Origin of the sequence: Caballeronia arationis (assembly GCF_001544975.2) — a bacterium.
In the GTDB taxonomy this organism is placed as follows: domain Bacteria; phylum Pseudomonadota; class Gammaproteobacteria; order Burkholderiales; family Burkholderiaceae; genus Caballeronia; species Caballeronia arationis.
In genome coordinates this window covers 1-13,836 of record NZ_FCOG02000147.1, presented here as the reverse complement: position 1 = coordinate 13,836, position 13,836 = coordinate 1, and the positions used below count along the sequence as shown (strand labels likewise).

Genomic DNA, 13,836 nt, shown 5'->3' with positions numbered 1-13,836 from the left:
GGCTGCCGGCTGTTCGCCTTTTCTCGGTACCCCGCATTTCGCCCGCGGGTCTGACTCATAGCTTTAGCTCCAGTGCGTCGCGTTGACTTTTCACTCCGGATTATAAGCGAGGGATGGTCAGCTGCCGCAATGCGAAAAGCTGCTGGAAGCCCGTCTCGACAGCCGATAGCGCAGCGTCATGATGGTGGGGACGGTCGCGTCCTCGGCCATTGCTGCCGTTGGTTCAACGACATGACCGCGGCAGGTAAGGGACCCATTGTCGTCACTCAGCGGCGGTTGAATTCGTCGCTCGCGAATGGCCGCTGTCGACAAAATCGAATGCTCGTTGACGACCCACTTCGGACGTCGGACGATGCCTGGCTTCAACGGCTGGTTCTACATGTACAGCCGCCGCTCATTGCTGACTCATTCTGCCGGGTTAGTTGTAGCCGAGGATGGCGACGGCTTGCACGTCGGGGCGGTCCATCACGTCGCCGGCAAGCGATCCCATCGGGCCCGCCAACAACGACAAATAGGTGGTTGCACGGCGAATTTTCGTGGACCGACTAGCCGCAGCTTGCGGGTCGGAAGTAAGTGGCGCGCTTTCACCACCTGTGATCGGAGGACTTGGAGATTCCATTTTCAGACCTAGTTATGAGAAAGGTAAAGAATGAGGTTTCTATCGGATTAAGAGCTTGTCCTAATAACGACCAAACGAAAGTTTTTCGTTGGAGGGACGCCTCACAGAGACTCAGCAAGGCGCTAACGCGTGCGGAGGAATTCGGAGGCTTTGACGTAGGTGCCTCAAGCTAGCCTCAAATCAGTAGGCGATAGACGACCGTCGCGATTCTCTTCGGCCGTTTGGTCCTCCATCAGCACCTTGACCGCTTAGGACGTGCAAGAGACGATCGCACGGCCAGTCAAACGCTCGGCTGAAGACCGAAGACCCGAGCTCGGTCCCACGCCGAACCGGAGGCGACCATAGTTGCGGGCCAGATCAGGCGCCACTACAACGGTAGCTCTCAAGGCGGAACGGCGTTAAGTTCTCGTGCCGCTGGCATGCGGCCACGATGCTCGGTGCGGACCGCGGCCGGCTTCCGTATCGCATCCCTACGCCACAAATCGGCACTTCGACGCGGGCGTGCGCGTGTCCATGTTGCGCCCGCGGTTCATATGGTCATCGATCTCGGCTGCACATCCGAGCATGCGCGGGTAGAGAAAGATAGTGAACGCCGCTGTTTCCAACGCACTGCGGGAGTATTGCCCGTCGCGATAGGGCTGCCACAGCATCTTGAGCAAGAGTGCCGCAATCACCGCGTCGACGTTCACGCAGTACACGTTACGCGAAACGCCCGCATCAAACAGGCTTTGCACGAGGGTCCGATAGAAGTCGTGGAAGACGTTGTATTCGCCTCGCTCTGCGAAAAGTTGTCGAACGAACACCTCGCGCGGGTCGTTGTTCACGGGCTTGTCCTTGAACACAGGATGATTCACTCCAGGGATTTTTTGAATGTCCAGACTCCCGCTTGTCTTCTTGGTCGACTTGTACTGAGCGTAGGCTTCCACATACTTCGCCGCCAACGCCGTCAAGTCGATGCCGTGCTTCGAGTCGCCAGGGTCGACGAGCCCGCTGTCCTTGAACTGGTCGAGCAAGAAGGCTATGCCCTCGAAGCCGTTGCCGCCGTGGGTGTAGCCGCTATGCGTAAGGAATCCGATTAACGCCTTGTTCAGTTGCACACGCTCTGGGTCTTCAGGCCCATCCGCCGACACAGCGCCTTTCGCCCCTTGCGCGGAGATGGTTCCGGGTCCGTTCGACAACAGAAGACCAACGAGGAGTTGGAACGAGAATAAGTCACGCGCGGTTGGTGACAGTCCAAACAACGCGCTAAAGGCGACCTCGCCAATCGAGCGGTGCTCCAGTATGTCGGTCATTGGGATGCCGCAGAAGCTGTCCGGTCGATGCTGCTCAGCGGCGACCGAAGCACCAATCAACGTGCCGAACAGTTGTACCCACCACGGAAGGCTTTCCGCAGAAAGACGGGAGATGCGCTTGCGCATCAACGGCCCCCACGCAAGCGTCACACAGATGGCCGCCAGCACGCCGCTTGCCGTCGGTTCGCCGGGAAGGCTCTCGACATACCGCACGAACGCCGAATTCACGCCCCGCGTCCGAAGCCCGGCAAGCATGGCCTGCGCCCTGCTATCTGGCTCACTGCCGACAAAGAGAGTGAGGTCGTCGAGTCGTACTGATGCGACGTTGAAACTCTCGTCCATCGCGTCTTCGAGCTTGGCGGCGGCGCACCCGTCGATCAACGCCCGGACCGCCTGGCGGGCGGCGCTTTGTCCGCGCGGTCCTACAATACTCGCAGCCGCAGCGAGCACCGTGTTGGGTGCGTTACCGGCCTCGCGCGCAGCCTGTGCCGCTGCAAGCGCGGGTTGCCCGAACAAGTTCAGATAAGCGCCGAGCGCAACGTTGATGAGCGCCCGGTCATTAGCCCCTCCTGGCTCATGCAGCAGAGCAAGGCTCACATTCGTTTCGAGGGGGAACTGAGCGGCGTCGAGCATCGAGACGCTGTACAGGCTGGTCACCTGGGACTTAGAGTCCATCTGTGATGCGCCGGACGCGTCCTTCATCGACTGTCGCGGCGGCACTGCGCCAACCTGAAAGTCGAGTGCAGCAATCTGGGCGTCGTATGGAGCTGCGGCCCGCACCACGGGCAAGTCGAGTTCCTTCGGCAAGCTTAAGCCCCGATGGCTACTGAACCACGGCTTTAGCGCAAGGTTGCCTTCCGGCTCGAAATCCGGCCGACAGGCGTTCTCGCGCATGACCGCGGTCAGGGCGGCCGGGATGTGCGCAATGTTGGTGACCAGAGCTCCCTTTGCCGACACGACAGGGTTCTCCGGTGTGAACGCACTCGATACGCCGAACTTGTCCAGGAACCATTGCTCTTTCGACGCGGCATCGTCGGCGCCCCCGGCCATGGCTCCGGCGTGCCCCACCGCGCGCGTCAACTGCGATTTCCAGCGCCCTACCACGCACGCAACGACCGGCTTGGTGAAGTTCGCGTCGAGCTCGTAGTAGCCGCCAGGTTCGACATAGAGCACGGCCGCCTTGCTGCGTGCATCGTTCGCCAGCGCGGCCGCGAATTCAGGCGCCGCGAACTGGATATACACGTCTTTGCCGCTCGAGATTGCGGTGGTCGTTCCCCAGCCGGCCATGCGCAGGTACGTTGCGATGGTCGTCGTGAAGTTGCCGGAGTTCGAGAAGAGCGCGATCGAGCCGCGCCGCAGCGCTTCTTCCGGATTATCGCCCCCGAGGGCCCCGCCGATGCGCACCTGATTCCACGCGTCCGCTACGCCAAGGCTGTTGCCGCCGAAGATATCCACGCCGTTCGACTGACCCATCGCACGGATTTCGCGCGAGTCGCTCACGGCCAGCTTTTCGGTGACGATAAAGATTTTCTTCAGCTCCGGATTGACGCGGATCAACTCGGCCACGCCATCGCGAGCAGCCGATGGAGGCAGATAGATGACACCGCAATTAAAGCGCAAGCCGTCGTTAAGCCCCTCAAGGACGTTGTTATAAACCGGTACGTTGCCGAGTGCTGTCTCCAGAACCTGGCCGCGTTTGCCTGGCGCTGTGCCGAACACTACGTTGCCGCCCGAATAGACGTGACCCACGGGCGTCACGTCGCTCGACTCGCCGCCCAGTATGTTGAGCACGCACACGCGGTCTCCTCGCGTGGCTACCTGGGATAACGAGTTGACGCCTACGAAATACTTGAATCCATCCACGCCTTGCTTGTACATGATGTTGTCCTTTTCGAGCCGGCGCTTACGCCGCTTGCTTGTTTGCGATTCCGAGCTTCGACGCCACTTGCTCGCGGCCGCCCGCTTTCATCCAGGCGTCTATCTGCTTTGCGTGCTGGACGACTTCACTCATGTCGGAGTCGAATCCGAAGAAGCTGTATGGCAAGCCCAGGGAGTCGAGGGTGTCGCGAAGCGCGCCCATGCCGCGCACGAGGTTCGGGCCACCGCGGCCGACTACGACATAAAGCGGTGTGGGCCCGTGCTTGCTGAAATGCTCTCGAAGCGCGTCGGCCATCGCGCGGAACGTTTCGAAGATGTCGGTGTTGTTCGACTTGCCGCCGATGATGAACAGCACGTTGCTCTGCTGAATCCAGTGCTTGAAGCAGATGCGTGCGACCTCTTTCATCTTTTCGTAAGGCGGGTTGCCTCCGAAATCCGACGATATGATGGCGTCGTCACCGAGCATCTGCGTGACTAGCGAATTCGCTCCGCCGCCGAATGTCGGTGCCAGGATGCTTCCCTTCGCGTTGATGACGTAGACGTCGCTCTGGCCCTGGTACGTGCGAAGCTGGTTGATCTCCTGCTCGAAGTCGGAATAATCCACGGCGAACAGGTGCGGCGGCAGGTTCAGCCGTTGCCAGCGGGGGTCGTCGCGGTCGAACCCGCATTTGAAATCACACGCGACAGGGACCAGGCGGCCCTTGCCGTCCTCACGCATTCGGATAGGGTTGAGCTCAAGCGTCGTCATGCCAAACCCGTGATAGAGCTCCCACAGCTTGGGCAGTTGCTGGACGAGCGGCGAGATGAGTTGCTTGGGCGCGCCTAGCGTCGAGAGGGCGTTCGCCACGACGAATGCCTTGAGGCCCGTCAACGGGTCGAACGGAATCTGCACGATTTGAGACTTGTCGAGTTCCTCGATGTCCATGCCGCCGTGGTGCGTGAGCGTCATGGTCGGCGCGCGGAAGTGGGTCGAGTCGGTGATCGAGAAATACACTTCGTGTTCGGCGGGCACCCCGGCTTCGAAGGTCACCCCGTTGGCTTTGGAGACGGTATTGCCGACGCGGTGCTCGACAAAGTAAAGGCGCTCCTTCTCTTTGAGTGCGGTCGTCAAATCCGTTGCGCGGCCAATCAGACCCGCCTTGCCTTTCTTTCCGACGCCGCCCTTGAAAACCGGCTTGATGAAAATCAGGCCGTGCTTTTTCAGCATCGCGCGAATCTGCTCTTCGCTGGCGTCCGGGCCCAATATCTCAGGCGTGGGAAATCCGACGAACTGGAGCATTTTTGCTCCGTGCAACATACCGGTGACTTGCATGGTTACCTCACGAAGTGCGTTGAAGAAATTGCGTTGCCGGAGCGCTGATGCGGGCAGACTTTTTGTCGAAGCCATAAAACGCGCGTGGAGTCGAACGCAGGATGGCGTTAGCCACTGCTGGGTCCAGACCGAGCTCGCGCAGGGTCGAGAGCGTCCGGCCGAAATCGGTCGCGTGTTCGAATTGCGTGTGGGGCCAGTCGCTGCCCCACATCAGGCGCTCGGCGCCGAATTGGTCCAGGAGCCGTTCGGTCGCATCGCGCACGAAACCGGAGCCGGGCTCCGAGCAGCGATAGGCTCCTGAAATCTTCACCCATACGCGGCCCGAAGCGCCAAAGCCAAGCAGGTCTTCGAAGCCTGGGTCGCGCGTTCCCTTGTCCGGGTCGGGCCTACCAAAATGATCAACGACGACCGGCAGACCTGCCTCTAAAAGAGAATCGATGAGCGGCGTCAGGTCCGATGCATTCCTGTGCAACTCGACATGCCAGCCGAGGCCGGACAGCCGCCGCCATAGCGTTGTCCAGGGTGCCGCGCCGACCTCGGGAAGGGGTTGCCCGACCAGATTCAGCCGTATGCCTGTCACGCCACGCTCTTTCAGGTGCGCCAACTCGTCGTCGGAGACATCGGACGATACGACCGCGACGCCGCGCAGTCTGGAGGGCTCCTCCGTTAGAGCCTCAAGGAGATAGCTGTTATCGGTGCCGAGAAAGCTGGGCTGGACCAGGACGGCATGACCGAAATTCTTTTCGTCCAGCAGTGTCAGATACGTGTCCAGCGTGGCGTCATAGCTCGGCGCGTAGCGCCGCCCGTCCGCAAGCGGCAAGGCTCTCGAAAAGACGTGCGCGTGAGCGTCGATGAAAGGCGATATGGGCTGTGCGGTCAGTGCTGAATCGTTCATCGCGGGCTCCGCGCACGGTGGAGCGCGAGTTCGGCGTCGTTGACCGGTTCCGACGCCTGCTCGAGGCCTGTCGGCCGCAACCGCTTGCCGCGTGTTTCGGGGAGAAGCAGTACGGCGACCATCGCCAAGCCGTAAGCGATTGCCGCATCGATGCCGATTGCCGTGCCCAGGGACATCGAATGGCTCATGTAGCCCACCAGCACGGGGAAGCCCGCCGAGGCGATGCGTCCGAAGTTGTAGCAGAAGCCCACGCCCGTCCCGCGCATCTCCGCCGGGTAAAGTTCGTTGAAGAGCGCTCCGAGACTTGCCGGAATACCTGCCGCGAAAAAGCCCAGAGGAAAGCCCAAGACGAGCATCTGCATATTGCTCAGCGGGAGCATGACGTAGGCCAATACGGTGACGATGCAGCAGAACGCGAAAAGGGCGACGTTGCGTCGACGTCCGATTCGGTCCAGCAGGTAGGCGCTCGCCATGCAACCGCACCAGAAGGCGATGATGACGACGGCCAGATAACCGCCGGTGTTCAAGACCGAGAGGTGTCTTTCTTTGGACAGAAACGTCGGCAGCCACGTCATGATGGCGTAGTAGCCTCCATGGGCACCCGTGCCCAGGACAGCACCGATGATGGTCGTCTTCAGAACCCGAGGCTGGAACACCTGCGTGACTTGCCGCCACACGGAGACCTTGGGCTCTTTGCTATCCGGTACGGCGCGCGCAGGTTCGCGAAGATTGCGCCGAACATAGAGCACGAGAATCGCGGGGAGCAAGCCAACGCCGAACATCACACGCCATGCGGTATCGGTCGGCAGCCATGTAAAGGCTGCGGCATAGAGGATCACGGCGCCGCCCCAACCGACCGCCCAGGCGCTCTGGACGGCGCCCATGGCCTTGCCGCGATTCTCTGGCCGGATGGTCTCGGCCATCAACACTGCTCCGGCAGCCCACTCGCCGCCGAACCCAAAGCCTTGTAATGCCTTCAGCGCGAGTAGTTGCGGAAAGGTCTGAGCAAAGGCACAAAGGAATGTGAAACCCGAAAACCAAAGAATCGTAATCTGCAGCGTTCGAACCCGCCCAAACTTGTCCGAGAGCGCCCCTGCTAACCATCCGCCCAGCGCAGAGGAAATCAATGTTACGGCGCTAATTGCGCCCGCCTGTGTGTGGTCAATCCCGTATGCAGCAATGATTGCAGGAATGGCCAACGTGAACATCTGCACGTCTAGTGCGTCGAGACCCCAGCCCGCAAAACATCCCCAGAACGTCCTGCGCTCGACAGGTGTGCCTCGTTTGTACCAAGTGAACATCGCCGCCTCCTAGAGTTAGTCATATATTCATATATATGACTAGATGTGTAGTTTAGAGCTTTGGGCGCTGTTGTCATTGGGGAATAACCCTTGGATATGAGGAGTTGCGGTAGAGTAGAACTACTTGTGGATAACTAGATGACTATGAACACTGCCCCTTTGCCTGCCAAGCCTGACGAGCGCTTACCGCGGTACCAGCAAGTTCGCGACGACATCGTGCGGAGAATTGCCGGAGGGGAGTGGGCGCCGGAACAAGCCATTCCCACTGAGGCTGAACTGGGACAGTTTTACGAGGTGTCGACCGGGACGCTCCGCAAGGCCATTGATTTATTGGTGGCCGACGGCGTGCTGACGCGTACCCAAGGCAAGGGCACATTCGTTCGCCGTCCGCGCTTCGACTCTTCCTTGTTTCGGTTCTTTCGATTCAAATCCGCGAACGGGACCCCGGTTCAGCCGACCGCAAAGGTGCTTAGCCGCGAACTTACGAAACCGAACGAAGCGACTCGCGTGACTCTTCAAATGAAGAACAATGAGAAGGCTATTCACCTCTCTCGAGTCCGCTTAATCGACTCGGAACCTGTATTGTCAGAAGAAATATGGCTTCCGCGCGGCCGCTTCGAAGCGCTCGCGACTCTCCCACTCGATGAGTTTGGGGATTTGATGTATCCCCTTTATGAGCGCCGCTGCCGACAGATCGTGGCGTCTGCGACCGAGATTCTCAATGTTGAGCAAGCGACCGCGGACGATGCCGCGCTGCTGCGCATCGATATCGGCAGCCCGGTTATCCTGGTGCAGCGGGTGGCTGCGGATTTCGCCGGCACGCCTATTGAATGGCGAATCACCCGCGGCGCCGCGACCGGATTCCAGTACCAAGTGGACATCCGCTAACAAGACGGCTTTTACCGGCTTGTCCCAGCCACCTTCGGCGCTGGACCGCAGACCCCTCCGATGTGTGCGCCCCGACGCATTTATTGTGCGCGCGGCTTCGCACTTCCTCGGCTATTCACCTCGCGTCTTTGGAAGTAGGGGTCGACGCACATCAAAATAGCGAATCATTCGGGTAACACCTCATAGTCATCGCCCTTCGTCTAGATATATAAAGATATATATGTATATATCTTTCGCCGTGTAGTCCCGAATTGCGTTCGCCTCATCGAGGTGCGTATTCGATCCTAGGCGAATTCTGGAGTGAACATGTCTACATCCGTTATATCTGAACCGCAGGTCATGAAAAAGATGGCATGGCGGCTCATGCCCTTGCTGATTGTGATGTTTTTGATAGCGTTCATCGACCGGCAAAATGTCGGTTTTGCGAAGCTTGAAATGGTGCAGGCTCTGGGCATGACCGAAGCAGCGTATGGCTTTGGAGCCTCGTTATTCTTTATCGGCTATTTGTTGTTTGAGGTGCCCAGTACGCTTGCGCTTCATCGATTTGGGGCCCGCACTTGGCTAGCCCGAATCATGATTACTTGGGGCATCATCACTGTGCTGCTGGCGTTCACAAAATCGCTGCCCCTCTTTTACACATACAGATTTGCGCTTGGCGTGGCTGAAGCCGGTTTCTATCCGGGCGTCATTTATTACTTGACGCGGTGGTTTCCTCAGAGCTACCGGACCCGCGTGCTTGGCTTCTTTACGCTGGGCAGCGCGCTTGCGAACATGCTCGGTGCGCTGGTGGGCGGCCTCTTGCTTTCCCTAGGTGGCACTTGGGGATTTGCTGGCTGGCAGTGGGTGTTCATCGCAACCGGTATTCCGGCCATCCTGATTGCGTTCGTTGCGCTCAAGTACCTGCCCAATTCAGTTGAAGACGCGCCGTTCCTTTCTGAAGCAGAAAAGGATGTGGTGGTCGCAGCACTTAAGCGGGAAGCGTCCACCGAGGCCAAAGCGTCCCGGCCCTGGGCCGCTCTTATTGACCCTAAGGTGCTCTTGTTTGCTGCGACTTACATGCTGATGTCGACGTCGCTCTACGGAGTAACTTATTGGCTGCCGACACTGGTGAAAAGCTATGGCGTCTCATCGACAGTCAACGGCCTGCTGAATATGATTCCCTGGGCGCTGGCAACCTTGCTTTTGCTTTGGCTGCCCGGCAAACTCAAGCGCGAACGTGTGGTTCTTCGGGCAATGACCGTCGTTGCGGGAATCGGTGTCGTATGCTTTGCGTCAAGTCTCGCACTACCTACAGTATCCCTGCGCTTTATCGCGTTGTGCCTGGGTGGGGCGTGCATTCCGCTGCTTTACCCGTGCTTCTGGTCGCTTCCGTCGCGTTTCTTCTCCGGTGCTCGTGCTGCAGCGAGTGTTGCGGCCATTAATTGCATTGGCAACCTTGGCGGGTTCTTCGGCCAGAATCTTATGCCCTATATTGGCAAGGTGACCCACAGCCATGCTGCGCCAATGCTGGTGCCGACTATTTGTTTGTTGGCACTCGCAATTGGTACGGCGATCGCGCGAGCGATTGGAACGCGCCGCAACTCGACGTTGCCGGTAACAGGGGTTGGCTCCCCTTGAGTTCGCCAGTTGAAGCATAACAATCGCACCACTGCATTTGCTCTGAAGGGTAGCAAGTCGTTGATGTCAGCATCCGGAGGGCGTTGAGGGCGCTCAAGGTGTTGTCCGAGAGCTCCGGACTATGTACTCGAGATAGCCCGAATTTCAAGGACAGTTTAGGAAGTCGACCAGAAGTAGCTTTTCCTCTGTGCGGACCACCCAGGTTCGAACAACTGAACAATTGGACCGTCGTTTCGTCGCCGATACGTTGCAGCGGGTTGGCCACGCAGACCTTCTGGTCCTCGGGTAGATCGTATTCGACACGCTCGCGAGGCAGATGCGCCGGCAATGGCTTGCGGCCGCGCTTCTCGGGCGCGGCAAAGTCGGCATCGGGCGATTCAGTATCGGGCAGCTCAGGCAGTTTGCCCGACGTCTTCCGCATGCTTGGCTTCGCTCGGCGCGGCGAAGCCGTTGGAAGTGCTGACCGCTTAGGCGACGGTGCCGCGGATCGTCAACATGACGGCGCTGCTGGTGACGGATTCCGGCTTAGGGACGGCAAGTCAACAGTCTCTTCATCTGCGGTAGTCTCCCCGAGTGGCCGCTTTCGCGGCCAAAACAGTCTCATTTCCGTCGCGTTTCTAGGCGCGGCCAAGGACCGCAATTGGCCGCGTGCTGCCCGATGCGGTCGGCATACGTCGGCCGCAATATTCCTCGACCACCGTCGGCAGCCGTGCGTCGAAGGCTGCATCTCACGAGCGAAGTGACGACTTTATTTCGCGTCCGGCAACCCCTTGCTGAGTATGGCTCGCCACGCTATCGGGGCGCTTCGAATTCCCGAGTTGACGACTTTATAGTCGCAACGTTGACATCTTTAATGCGTTCTACGCCGGCAGGCGATGAAAATCTGCAATCGGAATGACGCGCGATGTGCCATCGGCGCGCACGGTTGCGACGGAAGCATCGAGCGCGCGCATCGCGACGGCCATGTCGCTCGGATGCGTAGCGATGCAAGCGTCGCTCACGCCGATCACGGCATGCCGCCGGCTGATGCCGCCGATGGCCGAGCAGCCGCTGCCCGGCACACGCTTGTTGCAAGCCTGATTCGTATCGTAGAAGTAGGGGCAGCGCGTGCGTTGCAGCTAATTGCCCGCGGTCGTCGCCATGTTGCGCAGTTGTCCCGACGCGCCCGCGACGAGCGCGCGAGAGAGCACGCCGTAGTCGCGCCGCACGCGCGCGTCCGCTGCGAGGTCGGTGTTGCGCACAAGTGCGCCGATGCGCAGTGCGCCGTCGGGCAACGTGTCAATCTTGTCGAGACCGAGTCCGTTGACATCGATGAGATGCGTCGGCGACTCGATGTCGAGCTTCATCAGATCGAGCAGATTGGTGCCGCCCGCGATGAACTTCGCGCCCGTGGTGCGTAGCGCGGCCGCGGCGGCTTGCGCGGGCGACGTGGCGCGCTCGAAGGAAAAGGCGTTCATGCGCGGCTCCCGGCCACTTCGGCAATCGCGACAGCAATGTTCGAATACGCTCCGCAGCGGCAGATGTTACCGCTCATGCTCTCGCGCAATTCGGCGGGCGTGGCGCGAGGATGCACCGTCAGATCGGCGGTGACGTGGCTCGGGACGCCGTGTTTAATTTCGTCGAGCACAGCGACGGCCGAGCAGATCTGGCCGGGCGTGCAATATCCGCACTGGTAACCGTCGTGTTTCACAAACGCGGCCTGCATCGGATGCAGATTCGCTGGCGTGCCGAGTCCTTCGATCGTCGTGACCGACGCGCCCTGTTGCATGACCGCAAGCGTGAGACAGGAATTGATGCGTCGTCCGTTGACGATGACCGTGCACGCGCCGCATTGACCGTGGTCGCAGCCTTTCTTCGTGCCGGTGAATTCCAGATGCTCGCGCAGGAGGTCGAGCAGCGTCGTACGGGTATCGACTTCGAGATGCTCGAGCTTTCCGTTCACTTCTATCGATAGCCCGGTTAGCACGGGTGCACGAACTTCCGATTCGTTTCGCGCGCTCGTGCTTTCCTGTGCACCGGCGCCGGAAGAGAGCAATGTGGTCGCGGACGCCGCACTCAGCTTCAGTACGGCGCGGCGTGAACGTTTCAAGTCGACAAAGTCTTCCATCGGTTCGGGCCTTTCTGTAGTCGTTTGCTGACAGCAGCATGACGGCTCCCGGGCGGCAGATCGAGCCGTACCAACTCAGTGATGTGAAAGCTTCACCCCGAAGCGTCTTCGCTGCACAGGTAGATACAGGATTTATATCGATCGTGCGGGGGCGTCGTAATTGCTCTCAGTGGATATCGATTAATCGGTGACGAGCGGTCCAGCCAGATATTGCTCGTCGGTCACCGGCTCCATCCATTCGACATTTTTGCCATCGAGCAATTCAGTAAGCGCGAGATGCGACATTGCCGTGGCCGCAGCGGCTCCATGCCAGTGCCGCTTGCCGCACGAACACGAGACGATGTCGCCGGGCCGAATCTCCGTTCTCGGGCCGCCTTCGCATTGGGTCCAGCCGACGCCATTGAGGACGACCAGGGTCTGCCCGAGCGGGTGCGTATGCCAGTTGGTGCGCGCACCCGGTTCGAACGTCACGATGCCGCCGCCGAGGCGATCCGGTTCTTCCGCCTGGAAGAGGCTGTCGATACGGACCGAGCCAGTGAACCAGTTCTCAGGGCCCTTGATGGACGGCTTCGCGCCGTTGCGGACGATGGTCTGAGCTTGTTTGGACATCGTTTCGATCCTTTCGGGTTAGGCTTGGGACGGCATCATGTGACGCCCGCGCGACGGAATGACGGGTCAAAGGCCGAGCTTGCGTTCACTCATCCATTTCACTATTTTCGGATCGCGATGTGAGAAAAAGCTGCTTGTCCCGGTCTCCAGCGATGCGATTGCCTGCACGTCCTCATCGGACAGCTCGAAGTCGAAGACGGCCAGATTTTCCAGCATCCGCTCTTTTCGCACTGACTTTGCAAGGGTAACGATACTCCGCTGAACCAGCCATCGCAGCACGACCTGGCCGACCGTCTTGCCGTGGCGCTGCGCGATCGCCACCAACAGCTCGTTCTCGAAGAGGTTGTTCCGTCCTTCGGCGAAGGGCGCCCAAGCTTCTGGCTGTACGCCGAGTCCGCTCATAAAATCGACGCTTTCCGACTGCTGATGAAAAGGATTGACCTCGATCTGATTGACGGCCGGTGTCACCTCGTTGAACGCCGCGATGTCCATGAGGCGATCCGGCTGAAAGTTGCTGAGTCCAATCGCACGCAGTTTGCCAGCGCGATACGCTTCCTCCATCGCGCGCCACGCGCCGTGCACGTCCGAAAACGGTTGATGGATCAGGAACAGATCGAGATAGTCCAATCCCATACGCTTGAGCGACTTGTCGATGGCTAACTGAGCACGTTCGTAGCCAGCGTCTTCGACCCACAATTTGCTGGTGACGAAAAGCTGGTCTCGGGGTACGCCGCAACGCTTGAGACCTCGCCAGGTCGCTTCCTCATTCTTGTAGGACGCGGCAGTATCGATGAGGCGATAACCTGCCTGCACCGCGTCCACGACGCAGCGTTCGCATTCCGCCTCGTCGGCGATCTGGAAGACGCCATAGCCGAGTATCGGCATCTTGATTCCGTTGTTTAGTGTCACGTCTTGCATGGTTGATCCTTTGTGTTGAGTTGATGGCGGCATGAGGTGTGCTCAGGACGTGTCGGATACCTTGGTGAGGCCGGTTTCGTTGAGCCACTCGTTGACGAAATTCATCGTCCTGCGTTCCTGATCCGCCTCCATCACGAATGGACTGCGCAGCTTTGTCTGCGGCGCATGGCTGGCGAGTACCGACTGACTGTTCCCCGGTCCATAGCCCCCGTGGGTGACGAAGGGGATCAGCGTCTTGCCAGACAGATCGTGCGATGACAGAAAGGCCCGAATGACTGGCGGCGTGGTCTCTCCCCAGATAGGGAAGCCCAGGAACACCGTGTGGTTCTGTCGCACTAACGCGGTCAAGTAGAATCGGACGAACCGCAACGCACGACGAAGATGATGGAAAAGACCAAGA

10 protein-coding genes and 2 pseudogenes are annotated in these 13,836 nt (G+C 59.6%); 2 read left to right on the top strand and 10 right to left on the bottom strand.

All coding sequences use genetic code 11. The annotated features are described in order from the left end of the window. Window positions 1–1,089: 1,089 nt before the first annotated feature. From AWB81_RS35935 to AWB81_RS35920, 4 genes are read right to left on the bottom strand one after another with little or no spacing between them, the layout of a single operon-like run. Window positions 1,090–3,789, bottom strand: a complete 2,700-nt coding sequence (locus AWB81_RS35935) for a CoA-binding protein (RefSeq protein ID WP_062642517.1) — start codon at window positions 3,787–3,789, stop codon at window positions 1,090–1,092. 25 nt (window positions 3,790–3,814) lie between these two features. Continuing rightward, window positions 3,815–5,101 carry an ATP citrate lyase citrate-binding domain-containing protein gene (locus AWB81_RS35930; RefSeq protein WP_062642515.1) on the bottom strand — a complete coding sequence of 429 codons (1,287 nt, stop codon included), beginning with the start codon at window positions 5,099–5,101 and terminating at the stop codon, window positions 3,815–3,817. A gap of 7 nt (window positions 5,102–5,108) precedes the next feature. Continuing rightward, the gene (locus AWB81_RS35925) at window positions 5,109–5,996 is read right to left on the bottom strand and encodes an amidohydrolase family protein (RefSeq protein ID WP_062642512.1); all 888 of its coding nucleotides are present in this window, start codon (window positions 5,994–5,996) and stop codon (window positions 5,109–5,111) included. Beyond that, window positions 5,993–7,297, bottom strand: a complete 1,305-nt coding sequence (locus tag AWB81_RS35920) for an MFS transporter (protein WP_062642510.1) — start codon at window positions 7,295–7,297, stop codon at window positions 5,993–5,995. The genes AWB81_RS35925 and AWB81_RS35920 overlap by 4 nt, the downstream gene beginning before the upstream one ends. 144 nt (window positions 7,298–7,441) lie before the next feature. Here AWB81_RS35920 and AWB81_RS35915 point away from each other — a divergent pair, with 144 nt between their 5' ends. Both AWB81_RS35915 and AWB81_RS35910 read left to right on the top strand, forming a co-directional pair. After that, the gene (locus AWB81_RS35915; protein ID WP_062642520.1) at window positions 7,442–8,185 is read left to right on the top strand and encodes a GntR family transcriptional regulator; all 744 of its coding nucleotides are present in this window, start codon (window positions 7,442–7,444) and stop codon (window positions 8,183–8,185) included. Between the two features lie 306 nt (window positions 8,186–8,491). Continuing rightward, window positions 8,492–9,802: an MFS transporter gene (locus AWB81_RS35910; RefSeq protein WP_062642508.1), complete on the top strand. Its 1,311-nt coding sequence runs from the start codon at window positions 8,492–8,494 to the stop codon at window positions 9,800–9,802. Window positions 9,803–10,019: 217 nt separating this feature from the next. Here AWB81_RS35910 and AWB81_RS49190 read toward each other — a convergent pair. From AWB81_RS49190 to AWB81_RS35875, 6 genes and pseudogenes are all read right to left on the bottom strand, one after another. Further along, a pseudogene (locus AWB81_RS49190) lies at window positions 10,020–10,193 on the bottom strand (IS66 family transposase); the annotation flags it as partial. Between the two features lie 475 nt (window positions 10,194–10,668). Then, window positions 10,669–11,259 (bottom strand): annotated as a pseudogene (locus tag AWB81_RS44285) (FAD binding domain-containing protein); the annotation flags it as partial. Then, complete coding sequence (paoA, locus tag AWB81_RS35890) at window positions 11,256–11,909, bottom strand: aldehyde dehydrogenase iron-sulfur subunit PaoA (RefSeq protein WP_062642505.1); 654 nt, start codon at window positions 11,907–11,909, stop codon at window positions 11,256–11,258. The pseudogene AWB81_RS44285 and the gene paoA, both read right to left, overlap by 4 nt. 180 nt (window positions 11,910–12,089) lie before the next feature. Continuing rightward, window positions 12,090–12,518 (bottom strand): (R)-mandelonitrile lyase, encoded by a 429-nt coding sequence (locus tag AWB81_RS35885; RefSeq protein WP_062642503.1) that lies wholly within the window; start codon window positions 12,516–12,518, stop codon window positions 12,090–12,092. Between the two features lie 66 nt (window positions 12,519–12,584). Continuing rightward, window positions 12,585–13,436: an aldo/keto reductase gene (locus AWB81_RS35880; RefSeq protein WP_062642501.1), complete on the bottom strand. Its 852-nt coding sequence runs from the start codon at window positions 13,434–13,436 to the stop codon at window positions 12,585–12,587. A 42-nt stretch (window positions 13,437–13,478) separates the two neighbouring features. Then, on the bottom strand, window positions 13,479–13,836 hold a 358-nt coding region (locus AWB81_RS35875), incomplete at its 5' end, for a flavodoxin (protein ID WP_268811789.1).

What these genes read in the sequence shown, in the direction of transcription:
- AWB81_RS35885 (WP_062642503.1), bottom strand. Translation starts at nt 12,518, where the DNA reads ATGTCCAAACAAGCTCAGACCATCGTCCGCAACGGCGCGAAGCCGTCC.
- paoA (WP_062642505.1), bottom strand. Translation starts at nt 11,909, where the DNA reads ATGGAAGACTTTGTCGACTTGAAACGTTCACGCCGCGCCGTACTGAAG.
- AWB81_RS35925 (WP_062642512.1), bottom strand. Translation starts at nt 5,996, where the DNA reads ATGAACGATTCAGCACTGACCGCACAGCCCATATCGCCTTTCATCGAC.
- AWB81_RS35915 (WP_062642520.1), top strand. Translation starts at nt 7,442, where the DNA reads ATGAACACTGCCCCTTTGCCTGCCAAGCCTGACGAGCGCTTACCGCGG.
- AWB81_RS35910 (WP_062642508.1), top strand. Translation starts at nt 8,492, where the DNA reads ATGTCTACATCCGTTATATCTGAACCGCAGGTCATGAAAAAGATGGCA.
- AWB81_RS35920 (WP_062642510.1), bottom strand. Translation starts at nt 7,297, where the DNA reads ATGTTCACTTGGTACAAACGAGGCACACCTGTCGAGCGCAGGACGTTC.
- AWB81_RS35935 (WP_062642517.1), bottom strand. Translation starts at nt 3,789, where the DNA reads ATGTACAAGCAAGGCGTGGATGGATTCAAGTATTTCGTAGGCGTCAAC.
- AWB81_RS35930 (WP_062642515.1), bottom strand. Translation starts at nt 5,101, where the DNA reads ATGCAAGTCACCGGTATGTTGCACGGAGCAAAAATGCTCCAGTTCGTC.
- AWB81_RS35880 (WP_062642501.1), bottom strand. Translation starts at nt 13,436, where the DNA reads ATGCAAGACGTGACACTAAACAACGGAATCAAGATGCCGATACTCGGC.